The following is an 11817-nucleotide window of genomic DNA, read 5'->3' on the forward strand; positions in this document are numbered from 1 at the left end:
CGCGTCCACCCAGCATGTGCCAGGATCCGCGCATCGGCGCGCCGGGGCGGGTCAGACCGCCTGAGTGGAGGCTTCGACCTCGCGCCGCTCGATCGCCTGCTGGTAGAGGCGGCCCGCACGGTACGAGGAGCGGACCAGCGGGCCGGACATCACACCGGCGTAGCCGATCTCCTCGGCCTCCTCCTTCAGCTCCACGAACTCCGCGGGCTTGACCCACCGCTCGATGGGGTGGTGCCGCACCGACGGCCGCAGGTACTGGGTGATCGTGATCAGCTCGCACCCTGCGTCGTAGAGGTCCTGCAGCGCCTCGCTGATCTCCTCGCGGGTCTCGCCCATGCCCAGGATCAGGTTGGACTTGGTGACCAGCCCGGCCGCGCGGGCCTCGGTGATGACCTTGAGGGAGCGCTCGTAGCGGAAACCGGGGCGGATGCGCTTGAAGATCCGCGGGACCGTCTCGACGTTGTGCGCCAGCACCTCCGGGCGGGACGAGAAGACCTCGGCCAGCTGGTCGGGGTCCGCGTTGAAGTCGGGGATCAGCAGCTCGACGCCGGTGTCCGGCATCGCGGCGTGGATCTGGCGGACCGTCTCGGCGTACAGCCAGGCGCCGCCGTCCTCCAGGTCGTCGCGGGCGACGCCGGTGATCGTGGCGTAGCGCAGGTCCATGGTCTGCACGGACTCGGCGACCCGGCGGGGCTCGTCGCGGTCCAGGGGCTCCGGCTTGCCGGTGTCGATCAGACAGAAGTCGCAGCGCCGGGTGCACTGCTCACCGCCGATGAGGAAGGTCGCCTCGCGGTCCTCCCAGCATTCGAAAATGTTGGGGCAGCCCGCCTCCTGGCAGACCGTGTGCAGGCCCTCGCTCTTCACCAGGCCCTGCAGATGGTTGTATTCGGGGCCCATCTTCGCCCGGGTCTTGATCCACTCGGGCTTGCGCTCGATGGGGGTCTGGCTGTTCCGGACCTCCAGGCGCAGCATCTTGCGTCCGTCGGGTGCGACAGCGGACACGTCGGCGCCCCTTTCTGCTATCGCGGCATTCGATTCAGCGGCGTACACCAGGGTACGCCCGGGATTTCGTACGTCTTCACGTGCTCGCCAACCCCCGATACGAGGCCGGCATTCCTTGACGGCGCTCAGACCGCGCGGGGGAGGAGCTCCACGCCCTCCAGGACGTCCCGCAGATGCTTCTCGACCGAGGGCAGCACCTCGGCGATGGTGAGGTCGCGCCCCAGCTCGCCGGAGAGCGAGGCGACCCCGGCGTCCCGGATGCCGCACGGCACGATCTTGTCGAACGAGGTGTTGTCCGGGTTCACGTTCAGCGCGAAGCCGTGCATCGTGACGCCCTTGGCGACGCGGATGCCGATCGCGGCGAGCTTGCGGTCCTCACCGCGCTGACCGGCGTTGGACGGCGCGTACTCGGGACCGTGCAGCCGCGCGTCGTACATCTCGTCCGCGTCCGCAGCGGTCTGCGGGGCGAGGTCGAGCTGAAGACCGCCGAGCGACGGACGCTGCTCGACCGGGTCGCCGAGGACCCACACCCCGCTGCGCCCCTCGACGCGGGTGCCCTCGACGCCGAAGTCGGCGCAGACCCGGATCAGCGCCTCCTCCAGGCGGCGGACGTGCGCGACGACGTCGACCGGGCGCGGCAGCTTCTGGATCGGGTAGCCCACCAGCTGGCCCGGGCCGTGCCAGGTGATCTTCCCGCCGCGGTCCACGTCGATGACGGGCGTACCGTCCAGCGGGCGTTCGTCGTCGGCGGTGCGGCGGCCCGCGGTGTAGACCGGCTGGTGCTCCAGCAGCAGACAGGTGTCGGGGACCTCGTCGGCGAACCGGGCGGCGTGCACCCGCCGCTGCTCCTGCCACGCCGCCTCGTACGGCACGGCGTCGGCGCCGAAGCCCAGACGCACAAAGCGCAGCCCCTCGGGTGCGGGGGTGTCCCCCCGAGAGATCGCAGTCACAGCAGCTCCTCTTCGCACTTCTGTCGCAGCGGGCTGCGACGTTTGATGCAGTGCCTCCGCACCCGTTCGATACGGGGCTCCTGCCTGTCCGATGCCACTTCGCGCCCAGGCCACTGTACGGCCGGGGGGCAGGCCGGCCGGTGGCCGGGGGACCTCGCGCGCACGGGCCGGGAAACCGGCCGCCGGGTCGGGAAGGCGGGGGCGTGAGCCGGGTGAACCTCGGTGTGGAGCGCATGCGCCCTGCTCACACGATCGGATGAACGCGGTGCTCAGGCGGCCAGAAGAGCCCCGAAGGCCGTTACATTCGCGCCGTTCCACAAGGGCGACGAGCGTGCCGGACAGGGTCAGCCGGGCCCGGCGGCCCGGCCCGGAAGGCAGGAGACCGGTAAAGCTGATGACGGAACGACCCCCGCACCGCACGCCCAATCGCCGGCTGGCCGCCCTCATCGCCGAGGCAGGGTTCTCCAACGCCGGACTCGCCAGGCGCGTCGACCAGCTCGGCATCGAGCACGGCCTCGACCTCCGCTACGACAAGACATCCGTGACCCGCTGGCTGCGCGGCCAGCAGCCCAGGGGCACCACCCCGGCGCTGATCGCCGAGGTCTTCACCCGCAAGCTGGGCCGCCGCCTGTCGGCCCAGGACCTCGGCCTGGACGCCTGCGCACCGGTCTACGCCGGACTCGAATTCGCCGGGACGCCCACCGAAGCCGTCGACATCGTCAGCGGTCTGTGGCGCAAGGACTCCGGCAGCCATGCCGAGCTGCGCAAGATCGCCTTCACCCCGGCGGGGCTGGTGGTGCCCAGCCGGGACTGGCTCATCGGCCGCCCCGACGAACGGGTGGCCCGCGGCGAGCTGAGCCCCGACGGCACCGGCCGGGTCCCGCTCCAGGGCCGGATCACGGTCCCCCGCCAGCGCCGCACCGACCACGTCGACCGGGTCGGCGGCGCCCGCGTCACCGCCGGGGACATCGCGGCGCTGCGGTCGGTCGGTGAGCTGTTCCGCGCGCTGGACCACGCCTACGGCGGCGGCCACGCCCGCCAGGCCCTGGTGCGCTATCTGGAGCACGAGGCCGAGCCGATGCTGCGCGGCACGTACGGCGAGGCGACCGGCCGCAAGCTCTTCGCCGCGGCCGCCGATCTGACCCGGTTGGCCGGGTGGACGTCGTACGACATCGTGGCGCACGGTCTGGCGCAGCGGTACTTCGTCCAGGCGCTACGGCTGGCGCAGGCGGCGGGCGACCGCGCGTACGGCTCGTACGTGCTGGTCACGATGAGCCGTCAGGCCGTCTACCTCGGGCACGGCCGGGAGGCGGTGCAGCTGGCGCGGGTGGCGCAGCAGGGCGTCGGGGCCGCGGCGCCGCCCGCGGTGCTGGCGCTGTTGCACGCGGCGGAGGCGCGCGGCCACGGCCTGATGGGCGAGGTGCGGGCCTGTACGGCGGCGCTGTCGCGGTCCGAGCGGGCGATGGAGTGCGCCCGGCCCGGCGACGAGACACCGCACTGGGCGCGCTTCTTCGACGAGGCGCAGCTGGCCGACGAGCTGGCGCACTGCCACCGCGATCTGCGGCAGTTCCGTGCCGCCGCCCAGCACGCGGAGCGTTCCCTGGAGCTGCGGGCACCGGGCTTCGCCCGCAGCCGTCTCTTCTGCCGGGTGGTGCTGGCCACCTCCCGGCTGGCCCTGGGCGAGCTGGAGCAGGCGTGCGCGCTCGGCGCGGAGGCGGCGCTCCAGGCGGCCGACATGCGGTCGGTGCGCGCCCATGAGTACGTCGCCGAGTTCGAACGGCGGCTGGAGCCGTACCGCGATGCGGCGCCGGTGCGGGGGTACCGGGACCGGGTGGCGGCGCTGGGGTGAGGTGCCGGGGCCTCGGCCGGGAGCCCTTGCCGCCCGTGCGGCCGTGGCCCGGGCTCTTGTGCCTCGGCCCTTCGGGCCCCGGGCTGTGGGCCCCGGCCGCGTCCGTGGAGGCACGTTCCCCGTCCGGCGCCCCGGCCCGCACCCGCCCCCTCCGGGCCGGTGCGGGCCCGCCGTATCAGGCGGCCGTGTGCAGGGCGGCCGGTTCGGTGGTGGGCACGCCGAGGTCGGCCAGGAGGGCGCGGGCGGCGCGGCGGCCGGAGTCCAGGGCGCTCTGGACGGTGCTGAGGCCGCGGTGGTCGCCGCACACGTACAGCCCGGAGAGGACCCGGACCGGCCGCTCCGGGTCGTGCGGCGCGGGCATCGCCGGGATCGCCGCCGGGGTGTGCCGCACCGTCAGCAGCTCCCAGTCGGTGGTGACCGTGCCGTACACCCGGGCCAGCTGCGGCCGGACCGCCGCGTCCAGGGCGGCGGCCGGAAGCGCCGCGGGGGCGCCCAGCACCACCGTTGTCAGCAGCGTCCGGCCCGCCGGGGCGCGCGACGGGTCGATGGCCCCGGCCGCGTAGCTACAGGCCAGCGGGGACTGCGTGGTCAGCAGCAGCGGCGTCTCGCGCGGTCCGGCCGGGTGCGGGCCGTGGCCGGACGGGGTGGTGTGGTGCAGCACCGTCGCCGGATGGAACGGCGGTACCCGCAGCCCCGGCAGCAGCGCCGCCGCGTCCCGCGCGCCGGTCGCGACGATCACCGCGCGGCAGGTCACCTCGCCGTGGTCCGCGGTGGTGACGGAGGTGGTGGCGACGGACGTGACACGGACGCCGGTGCGGACGGTGCCGGGCGGCAGGCCCGCGGCGAGCGCGGCGGGCAGCGCGGCGGCGCCCCCGGCGGGCAGGCAGAGCCGCCCCTCCGCGAACGCCCGCAGGGTCAGCGCGGCGCCGCGGCTGGAGCCACCGAGCCGCGGATCGCCCAGCAGCACGCCGAGCAGCGGCCGCAGGAACGCGTCGTGGGCGCGCGGCGCGAAGACCGGACGGGCGGACAGCGCGTCGGCCGCCGGGCGGTCGGGGGCCGTACGGTCGCCGAGGCGGTCCATACGCCGGTCCTGGGGGCGCTCCGGACGGCGATCGGCGCGCGAAAGGGCGCGCGCGGCGGCGAGTGCGCCCCTTGTGCTCCGAAGTGCGCTGACCCGCTGCGCGCGCCGCCCGTTGTGCAGCCCGATCCACGGCGCGAACCGGCAGAGCTTCAGCGTCTCCAGGCCGGGCGTGCGCAGCAGGCCGGGTGTGGCGACGAGCGGCCTGCCGCCGTGGTCCAGGAGGAAGCCGTCGACGTCGTCGGTGGCCGACCGCCCGCCGATCCGCTCCGCCGCCTCCAGCACGGTGACCGTGAGTCCCGCGGCGGTCAGTTGACGAGCGGCGGCCAGCCCCGCAGGGCCGGCCCCTACGATGACCGCGTCCACGGCCGATGAGGTGCGCTGCACGTGCCCCTCCTCAGATCGGTCCCGCCCGCCCCGCCCGCACCGGGCCGGTACACGGGACGCCGGATGGTGTGTGGAGGCACGGTAGGGACGGCCCGCCCCGGACGGCCAGGGATCGCGCGGGGCGCGTCGGAGCGGGGCGGGCGCCGCATCCCCCTCAAGCCGCCCGAATAGCCCCCTCGATGCCCGGATGCGCGAAGGTGAACCCGCTCTTCAACAGGCGCCGCGGGATCACCCGCTGACTCCCGAGGACATCCCCGGCGAACTCGCCGAGGGCCAGCTTCAGGGCCGCCGCCGGTACCGGGAACGGCGTCGGGCGGTGCAGCACCCGGCCCATCGCGGCCGTCACCTCACGGTTGGTCACCGGCTCGGGGGCGGTGAGGTTGACCGGACCGGCGAGGTCGCCGTCGATCAGATGGCGGAGCGCGGCGATGTGGTCGTGCAGGGAGATGAAGCTCCAGTACTGGCTGCCGTTGCCCAGGCGGCCGCCGAGACCCAGCCGGAACAGCGGGAACAGCCGCCCCCAGGCGCCGCCCGAGCGGGCCACCACCAGGCCGGTGCGGGCGAAGGCCGTCCGGATACCGGCCTCCTCGGCGGGCGCCGCCGCGTCCTCCCAGTCGACGCAGACTTCCGGCAGGAACCCTTCACCGGCCGGTGCCGTCTCGTCCGTACGCCGGGTGCCGGTGTCGCCGTAGTAGCCGATGGCGCTGCCGCAGACGAAGACCCGGGGCGGGGCGTCCAGTGACGCGAGGGCCGCGGCGACGGCGGCGGTGCCGCGCACCCGGCTGTCGCGGATCTCGCGCTTGTACGCGGCGGTCCAGCGGTGGTCGCCGACGCCCGCGCCCGCCAGGTGCACCACCGCCTCGCACCCGGCGAGCCCGGCGACGTCCACCTCCTGACGGCGCGGATCCCAGTGCACCTCGTCCGGTGCCGCGGGCGGCCGTCGCACCAGCCGGACGGGGGTGTGCCCGTCCGCCCGCAGTGACCGGACGAGAGCTGAGCCGATGAGACCGGTCGAGCCGGTGATCGCGATCCGCATGGCGCCATACTGCCCGCCGCGCGCCCGCCCCGTACGGACGCGCGCCCGGGGGCGCGGCTACGCGCGAAAGCGCTCCCACAGCCGGGGCAACCGGGTCTCCAGGGCCGCGTCGTCGTCGACGTCGACATAGCCGCCCAGCGGTTCGGCGGGCTGCGGCGGCAGGCCGAGGCCGGGCAGTTCGGCGCCGGTCAGCTGCTCGTAGGCGTCGTCGGCGGCGTACCCCAGCTCCTCGCCGTCACCGTCCGCATCCTCGTCGAACTCACCAACCAGCACGGCGAGTTCGTCGGGGTCGTGCAGTGCGCCCTCGAAGACCTCCCGGCCCTGGCCGATCAGCCAGCAGCGGAACGCGTCGAAGACGTCGTCGCTCGCACCGTCCAGCAGCACCGCCGCCGCGGCCCACAGGTCCCAGGTGTACGCGCGGTGGTAGCGGGCCTCGAAGTGGCGGGCGAAGTCCAGGACGGATTCCGGGTCGCGGCTCAGCAGCCGCTCGGTCAGCTCGTCGGCGTGGTCCACCGGATCGCCCCCGGCGGCCGCGCGGGAGGCGTCGATGAGCTCCCAGAACTCCGTCTCGTCCATCACCGCTCCAGCATCGGGCCTGCCGGGGCCGTACGCATGTGGAGCGGTCCGCCGCCACCCGCGCGGCGGCGCCCGTCCGGACGCACAGGTGGAATGCCCCGGATGCGGTGTACGCGGCTCCCGGGCAGCGGAGTTGTTGATCAACGGCGGGGTGACCGGTGCAAGAATCACTCGTTGGAAGGCTGGCCCCCCCTACGGCACCTTCCCGTACCCGATCGGCAGACCCCATTCCTGAAGGGCGCTTCCACGCCATGCCCATGGACGAACGAACCCGCGCCGATGTCGAGCGGGCCGAGGCGGCCATCGTCGAGCACTACCCGCGCCTGGTGCGCCTCGCCCACCTCGTCCTGCCGCCCGCGATGGGCCGCCACCGCCGGGTGCTGACCGCGCACGGGATCGTCCAGCGCGCCCTGCCGTCCGCGGGCCGCGAACGGGCCCGCGCTGTCCTGCCCGGCCAGCGCGGCCCGCGGCCCGAACCGGGCTATCCGCTCGTCCGCTCGCGCGTCCTGGAGCTGGCGCTCGCCCAGGCGAAGCCGCCGCGCTGGCGGTCGCCGCTGCCGGTCGTGTGGGGGCTGCGACTCTTCCCCCGGGCCGGTGGCGCCGACGAACTCGCCCTGGACCAGGCGCTGTCCGCGCTCTCCGCCCCCGCCCGCGCCGCCGTCGCCCTGGGACATCTGGAAGAGCTGGACGAGGACGAGGTCGTCGCGGTCCTCGGCGCGGCGGGTGTCGCCGACCCCGGCGCCGCACAGCGCGCCGCCGCCGCCCTCGGCCGCGACCTGGGCCCGGGGACCGCCGCGCTGCTGAACTCCGGCGAGTTCGACCCGTGCACCGTCCAGGCCCGCCCGACCGATCTGCTCCGGCGCCGTCAGGGCAGACGGGCGGCGGCCGTCACCGCCGCGGTGCTGGCGGCCGGTGCGGCGCTGCTCACCGCCGTCGGCGGCCCCGACGGAACCCCGCCGCCCGCCCAGCCGGACCCGGCCACCGTGCGGGCCCGCCAGGTCCTGGACCCGCAGCGGCTGGTGCGTGCCCCCGACGACGCGTGGGCCGACACCTCCCGGGTGGACTTCACCGCCTGGTCGCCGCGGGGCGAGTACGCCGGGGACACGGCGCTGCTCGGGCGCGCCCTGCGGGTCTGGGGCGCACCGGGCCGCGACGTCCGCGTCACCGCCGCCGACGGCGCCTCCACCCGGCCGCCGGACCAGCCGCCCCGGCTGCTCTACGGCGGGGTGATCGACGGGGTGACAGTGGTCGTCCTCCACGACGGCGACCGGGTGGTGCGGTACGCGGAGCCCGAAGGGGCCCCGGCGGAGCTGGAGTTCGCCCGCGTCGACAACGCCGATCTGACGACCGCCGGGGCGCTGGTCATCGGGCGCGGCACCGGGTGGATGCGCTACCTCATCGCCCCGTGGATCACCGACACCACCACCCGCGACCTGCTGCGGCCCACCGCCCCCGAGAAGGCGCTGCACGTCGCCCCGGACGGCGTCACCGACCGCGTCCCGGAGCCGCCCGCGGACGGCGCCGTCTGCGGGCGGTGGCCGGTGGCGCGCCTGCACTCCTCGGCGCGGGTCACGGCACAGCACAGCTTCCTGCTGACCGACCTCGGCGACCTCACGCCCGTCCACCTCACGTACGGCCCGGCCGCGAGCGGCGGGCCCACCGCCGCGCCCCCGGCCGAGGCCACCACCAGCGCGGCGCTGCTGAGCTGGGCCCACACCGCCTGCTCGCTGCGCGGGGAGCGGGCCGCGGGTGTCCGGTCGGTGAACAACTGGGCCTACGCCCGCCAGCGGCTGCCGGAGAGCGGAGCCACCGCCACCTGGGTGTGCAGCCGCGCCGACACCTGGCGCGGGCCGGGCCGGGTCACCGTGCAGTTCCACCCGGCCGTGGCCCGGCCCGAGCGGCCCGCCCGGGTCGTCGGCCGCGCCCGGGACACCGCCGCGTGCAGCCCGTACGGCCCGGAGGTCGTCGGCGAGACCCGCTGGCGCGCCGGTTCCGGCCACTGGTACCTGCTCGCGGCGGGCAGCCCCGCGGTGCGCGGTCTCGACGTCACCGGCGCGGTGCACCGCACCACCCGCGCCACCACCCTCGCCGTCGGCGTCCCGGCGTCCGCGCCGGTACGGGTCGCCGGGGTGCGGGCCTCCGGGGGGTTGCTGCACGCGATGGGGAGGTGAGGGGGGTCGGTGAGCCGGGCCGCGCGGGGCCGCCGCGCCGGGCGCCCGGCCGCCGCTCCCGGCCCCGTATGCCTTCCTCACGAACGTCCGTCAGGTCCCACGAACGTCCGTCAGGTCCCACGAACGTCCGTCAGGTCCCACGAACGTCCGTCAGGTCCCACGAACATCCGTCAGCTCCCACGAACGTCCGCCAGGTTCGATGAACGTCCGCCAGGTCCGAAGGAAACCTGACAGAAGATGTCGGGTATCGCTGGCACGGTCGCCGTGTACGCACACCGCACACGGCGAGGAGTGGCACGGATGACGACGGAACGGAACGGCACGGCGGGCGCGGGGAGCCTGGCGGGGCGGGTGGCGCTGGTGGCCGGGGCGACCCGGGGCGCGGGCCGGGCGATGGCCGTGGAGCTGGGCCGGGCGGGGGCGGTCGTCTACGTCACCGGCCGCACCACACGGGACCACGTCAGCGAGGTGGGCCGCCCCGGCGAGACGATCGAGGGGACCGCGGAACGGGTCACGGCCGCGGGCGGCACCGGCATCGCGGTCCCCTGCGACCACCTCGTACCGGAGCAGGTCGCCGATCTCGTCGCCCGTATCGACCGGGAGCGGGGTCGCCTGGACGTCCTGGTCAACAGCGTGTGGGGCGGCGACCACCTCCTCCAGTTCGACACCCCGCTGTGGGAACTGGACCTCGCCGGGGGCCTGCGGATGCTCCGCCTCGGCGTCGAGACGCACCTCATCACCAGCCACCACGCGTTGCCGCTGCTGCTGCGCGCCCCCGGTGGCCTGCTGGTCGACATGACCGACGGCACCGCCGCCTTCAACCGCTCCTACCGTGGCAACCTCTGCTTCGACCTCGCCAAGAACGCCCCGCACCGCATGGCGTTCGGCCTCGCCGCCGAGGTGGAACCGTACGGCGCGACGGTCGTCTCGCTCACCCCCGGCTTCCTGCGCTCCGAGGAGATGCTGGACCACTTCGGCGTCACCGAGGAGAACTGGCGGGACGCCCTCACGCAGGAACCGCACTTCGCGGTGGCCGAATCCCCGGCCCTCGTCGGCCGCGCCGTCGCCGCCCTCGCCGCCGACCCCGACCGCGCCCGCTTCACCGGCCGGTCCCTCTCCAGCGGCCAGCTCGCCAAGATCTACGGCTTCACCGACACGGACGGCTCCCGCCCCGACGGCTTCGGCTACTTCGAGGATGTCGTCCTCGGAGGGAAGGAGGGGAGGGCGGAGGATTACCGGTAGGAGTACTGGTAGGAGTACTGGTAGGAGTGCCGATAGGGGTACCGGTAGTCCGGTGCGGTGCGGTGCGGTGCGGTGCGGTGCAGTGCAGTGCGGTGCAGTGCGGTGCAGTGCGGTGCAGTGCAGTGCGGTGCAGTGCAGTGCAGTGCGGTGCGGTCCCGGCCGGTGGTCACCCGCCGTACCGCTCGGCCATCCGGCGGGCCGCTGTCGCGAACCGGCCGCGCAGCGGCTCGGGCGCCAGCACCTCGCACTCGGGGCCCAGCCCGAGCAGCTGCGCGTAGGCGACCTCGGCGTTCTCCACCGCGAGGGTGAGCGTCCACCTGCCGTCGGCCTCCGGGCCCTGCGCGTCCGCCACCGCCTCGCGCGCCGCGACGGGCTCCGTGACGTGCGGCAGCCGGCGTATACCGCGCTCGGTGAGCCGGAGCACCACCTCCGCCCGCAGCAGCGACCGCGCGAACTGCGCGGCCCGCTCCGCCCAGAACGCAGGCAGATCGAAGCGGGGATCCCGGACGAAGTGCCCCTCCTCCGGCGCCGTCACAGCGGTGAAGCGGTCGACGCGGTAGATACGGAACGGGGGGACGGGCGGGGCGGGGGAGCCGGGGGAACCCGCGGAATCCGGCGGGGCCGCGCCCGCACCCCGCGGCGTCCCCGAGCCCTTCGACGGCCCGCCGCCCGCGCCACCCTGCGGGCCGGGCATCCCCGCACCGCCGGGCACGCCCGCACCCGCACCGGACGTCTCCTCCACGCCCGCCGCCGGGCCCTCCCGCCGCGCACAAGCCGCCAAATACCACACCCCGGCCTTCAACACCAGCCCGTACGGCTCCAGCTCCCGCTCCACCTCGCGGTCCTTGCGCAGATAGCGGGCGCGTATCGGGCGGTCGTCCCACACCGCCTCGGCGAGGGCGGGCAGCTCGGCGGGGGTCTCCGGGCTGCGGTACCAGGCCGGGGCGTCCAGGTGGAAGCGCTGGGCGGCGCCGCTCGCGGCCTCCCGCAGCTCCGGGAGGAGTGCCGCGGACACCTTGAGCCGCGCCGCGGACGCCGCGTCCGCCAGGCCCAATTCGCGTAGCGCGGACGGCACCCCGGACAGGAACAGCGTCTCCGCCTCGCTGCGGCCCAGGCCCGTCAGCCGGGTGCGGTATCCGCCGAGGAGGCGGTAGCCGCCCGCGCGGCCGCGGTCGGAGTAGACCGGCACGCCCGCCTCGGAGAGCGACAGGACGTCCCGCGCGACCGTGCGCTCGCTGACCTCCAGCTCCCGCGCCAGGTCACCGGCGGTCATCGACGGCCGGGACTGGAGGAGCAGCAGCATCTTGATCAGCCGGGCAGCACGCATGGATCCATCATGCCGGGCACCACTGACAACGCCCCGCCGCGCGACGGCCGTTGACCGGCGGACCCGACGACCGACGGCCGTTCACCGGCCCCCCCGACGACCGACGGCCGTTCACCGGCCCCCCGACGGCCGACGGGGCCGCCCCCCCCCCCCCGAAGTGGGCCCGCGCGGGGCCGGGTGGGTTCCCGGGGGGAGACCC

The 11817-nt window shown here is 75.3% G+C and carries 10 protein-coding genes; 3 read left to right on the forward strand and 7 right to left on the reverse strand.

What is annotated here, in order from left to right; all coding sequences use genetic code 11:
- Positions 1-51: 51 nt before the first annotated feature.
- Together lipA and lipB are read right to left on the reverse strand one after the other, a co-directional pair.
- A complete protein-coding gene (gene lipA, locus ACFWWQ_RS05030) occupies positions 52-1002 on the reverse strand; it encodes a lipoyl synthase (RefSeq protein WP_384590220.1) in 951 nt (316 codons plus the stop codon).
- 125 nt (positions 1003-1127) lie between these two features.
- A complete protein-coding gene (lipB, locus tag ACFWWQ_RS05035; RefSeq protein WP_384590223.1) occupies positions 1128-1952 on the reverse strand; it encodes a lipoyl(octanoyl) transferase LipB in 825 nt (274 codons plus the stop codon).
- Positions 1953-2346: 394 nt separating this feature from the next.
- Here lipB and ACFWWQ_RS05040 point away from each other — a divergent pair, with 394 nt between their 5' ends.
- Positions 2347-3801 carry a regulator gene (locus tag ACFWWQ_RS05040; RefSeq protein ID WP_384590226.1) on the forward strand — a complete coding sequence of 485 codons (1455 nt, stop codon included), beginning with the start codon at positions 2347-2349 and terminating at the stop codon, positions 3799-3801.
- Between the two features lie 175 nt (positions 3802-3976).
- On the opposite strand, the gene ACFWWQ_RS05045 is transcribed toward ACFWWQ_RS05040, so the two are convergent.
- The 3 genes from ACFWWQ_RS05045 to ACFWWQ_RS05055 all read right to left on the reverse strand — a co-directional run bounded on the left by ACFWWQ_RS05045 (position 3977) and on the right by ACFWWQ_RS05055 (position 6878).
- Positions 3977-5266, reverse strand: coding sequence for an FAD-dependent oxidoreductase (locus tag ACFWWQ_RS05045; RefSeq protein ID WP_384590229.1), 1290 nt, complete (start codon positions 5264-5266; stop codon positions 3977-3979).
- A gap of 154 nt (positions 5267-5420) precedes the next feature.
- Positions 5421-6302, reverse strand: coding sequence for a TIGR01777 family oxidoreductase (locus ACFWWQ_RS05050; RefSeq protein ID WP_384590232.1), 882 nt, complete (start codon positions 6300-6302; stop codon positions 5421-5423).
- A 57-nt stretch (positions 6303-6359) separates the two neighbouring features.
- Positions 6360-6878: a DUF4240 domain-containing protein gene (locus ACFWWQ_RS05055; RefSeq protein ID WP_384590235.1), complete on the reverse strand. Its 519-nt coding sequence runs from the start codon at positions 6876-6878 to the stop codon at positions 6360-6362.
- Positions 6879-7135: 257 nt separating this feature from the next.
- Between ACFWWQ_RS05055 and ACFWWQ_RS05060 the strand changes: the two genes are divergently transcribed.
- A complete protein-coding gene (locus ACFWWQ_RS05060; protein ID WP_384590238.1) occupies positions 7136-9049 on the forward strand; it encodes a hypothetical protein in 1914 nt (637 codons plus the stop codon).
- 300 nt (positions 9050-9349) lie between these two features.
- Positions 9350-10291, forward strand: coding sequence for an SDR family oxidoreductase (locus tag ACFWWQ_RS05065; RefSeq protein WP_384590241.1), 942 nt, complete (start codon positions 9350-9352; stop codon positions 10289-10291).
- Here the strand turns inward: ACFWWQ_RS05065 and ACFWWQ_RS05070 are convergent.
- Together ACFWWQ_RS05070 and ACFWWQ_RS05075 are read right to left on the reverse strand one after the other, a co-directional pair.
- The gene (locus ACFWWQ_RS05070; RefSeq protein ID WP_384590244.1) at positions 10282-10461 is read right to left on the reverse strand and encodes a hypothetical protein; all 180 of its coding nucleotides are present in this window, start codon (positions 10459-10461) and stop codon (positions 10282-10284) included. The genes ACFWWQ_RS05065 and ACFWWQ_RS05070 overlap by 10 nt on opposite strands.
- Positions 10458-11618 (reverse strand): helix-turn-helix transcriptional regulator, encoded by a 1161-nt coding sequence (locus ACFWWQ_RS05075; protein WP_384590247.1) that lies wholly within the window; start codon positions 11616-11618, stop codon positions 10458-10460. The genes ACFWWQ_RS05070 and ACFWWQ_RS05075 overlap by 4 nt, the downstream gene beginning before the upstream one ends.
- Positions 11619-11817: the final 199 nt, after the last annotated feature.

The sequence above is a fragment of the Streptomyces sp. NPDC059080 genome (genome assembly GCF_042739975.1).
Taxonomy (GTDB): Bacteria; Actinomycetota; Actinomycetes; order Streptomycetales; family Streptomycetaceae; genus Streptomyces; species Streptomyces benahoarensis.

What these genes read in the sequence shown, in the direction of transcription:
- ACFWWQ_RS05040 (WP_384590226.1), top strand. Translation starts at nt 2,347, where the DNA reads ATGACGGAACGACCCCCGCACCGCACGCCCAATCGCCGGCTGGCCGCC.
- ACFWWQ_RS05050 (WP_384590232.1), bottom strand. Translation starts at nt 6,302, where the DNA reads ATGCGGATCGCGATCACCGGCTCGACCGGTCTCATCGGCTCAGCTCTC.
- ACFWWQ_RS05055 (WP_384590235.1), bottom strand. Translation starts at nt 6,878, where the DNA reads ATGGACGAGACGGAGTTCTGGGAGCTCATCGACGCCTCCCGCGCGGCC.
- ACFWWQ_RS05060 (WP_384590238.1), top strand. Translation starts at nt 7,136, where the DNA reads ATGGACGAACGAACCCGCGCCGATGTCGAGCGGGCCGAGGCGGCCATC.
- ACFWWQ_RS05065 (WP_384590241.1), top strand. Translation starts at nt 9,350, where the DNA reads ATGACGACGGAACGGAACGGCACGGCGGGCGCGGGGAGCCTGGCGGGG.
- ACFWWQ_RS05075 (WP_384590247.1), bottom strand. Translation starts at nt 11,618, where the DNA reads ATGCGTGCTGCCCGGCTGATCAAGATGCTGCTGCTCCTCCAGTCCCGG.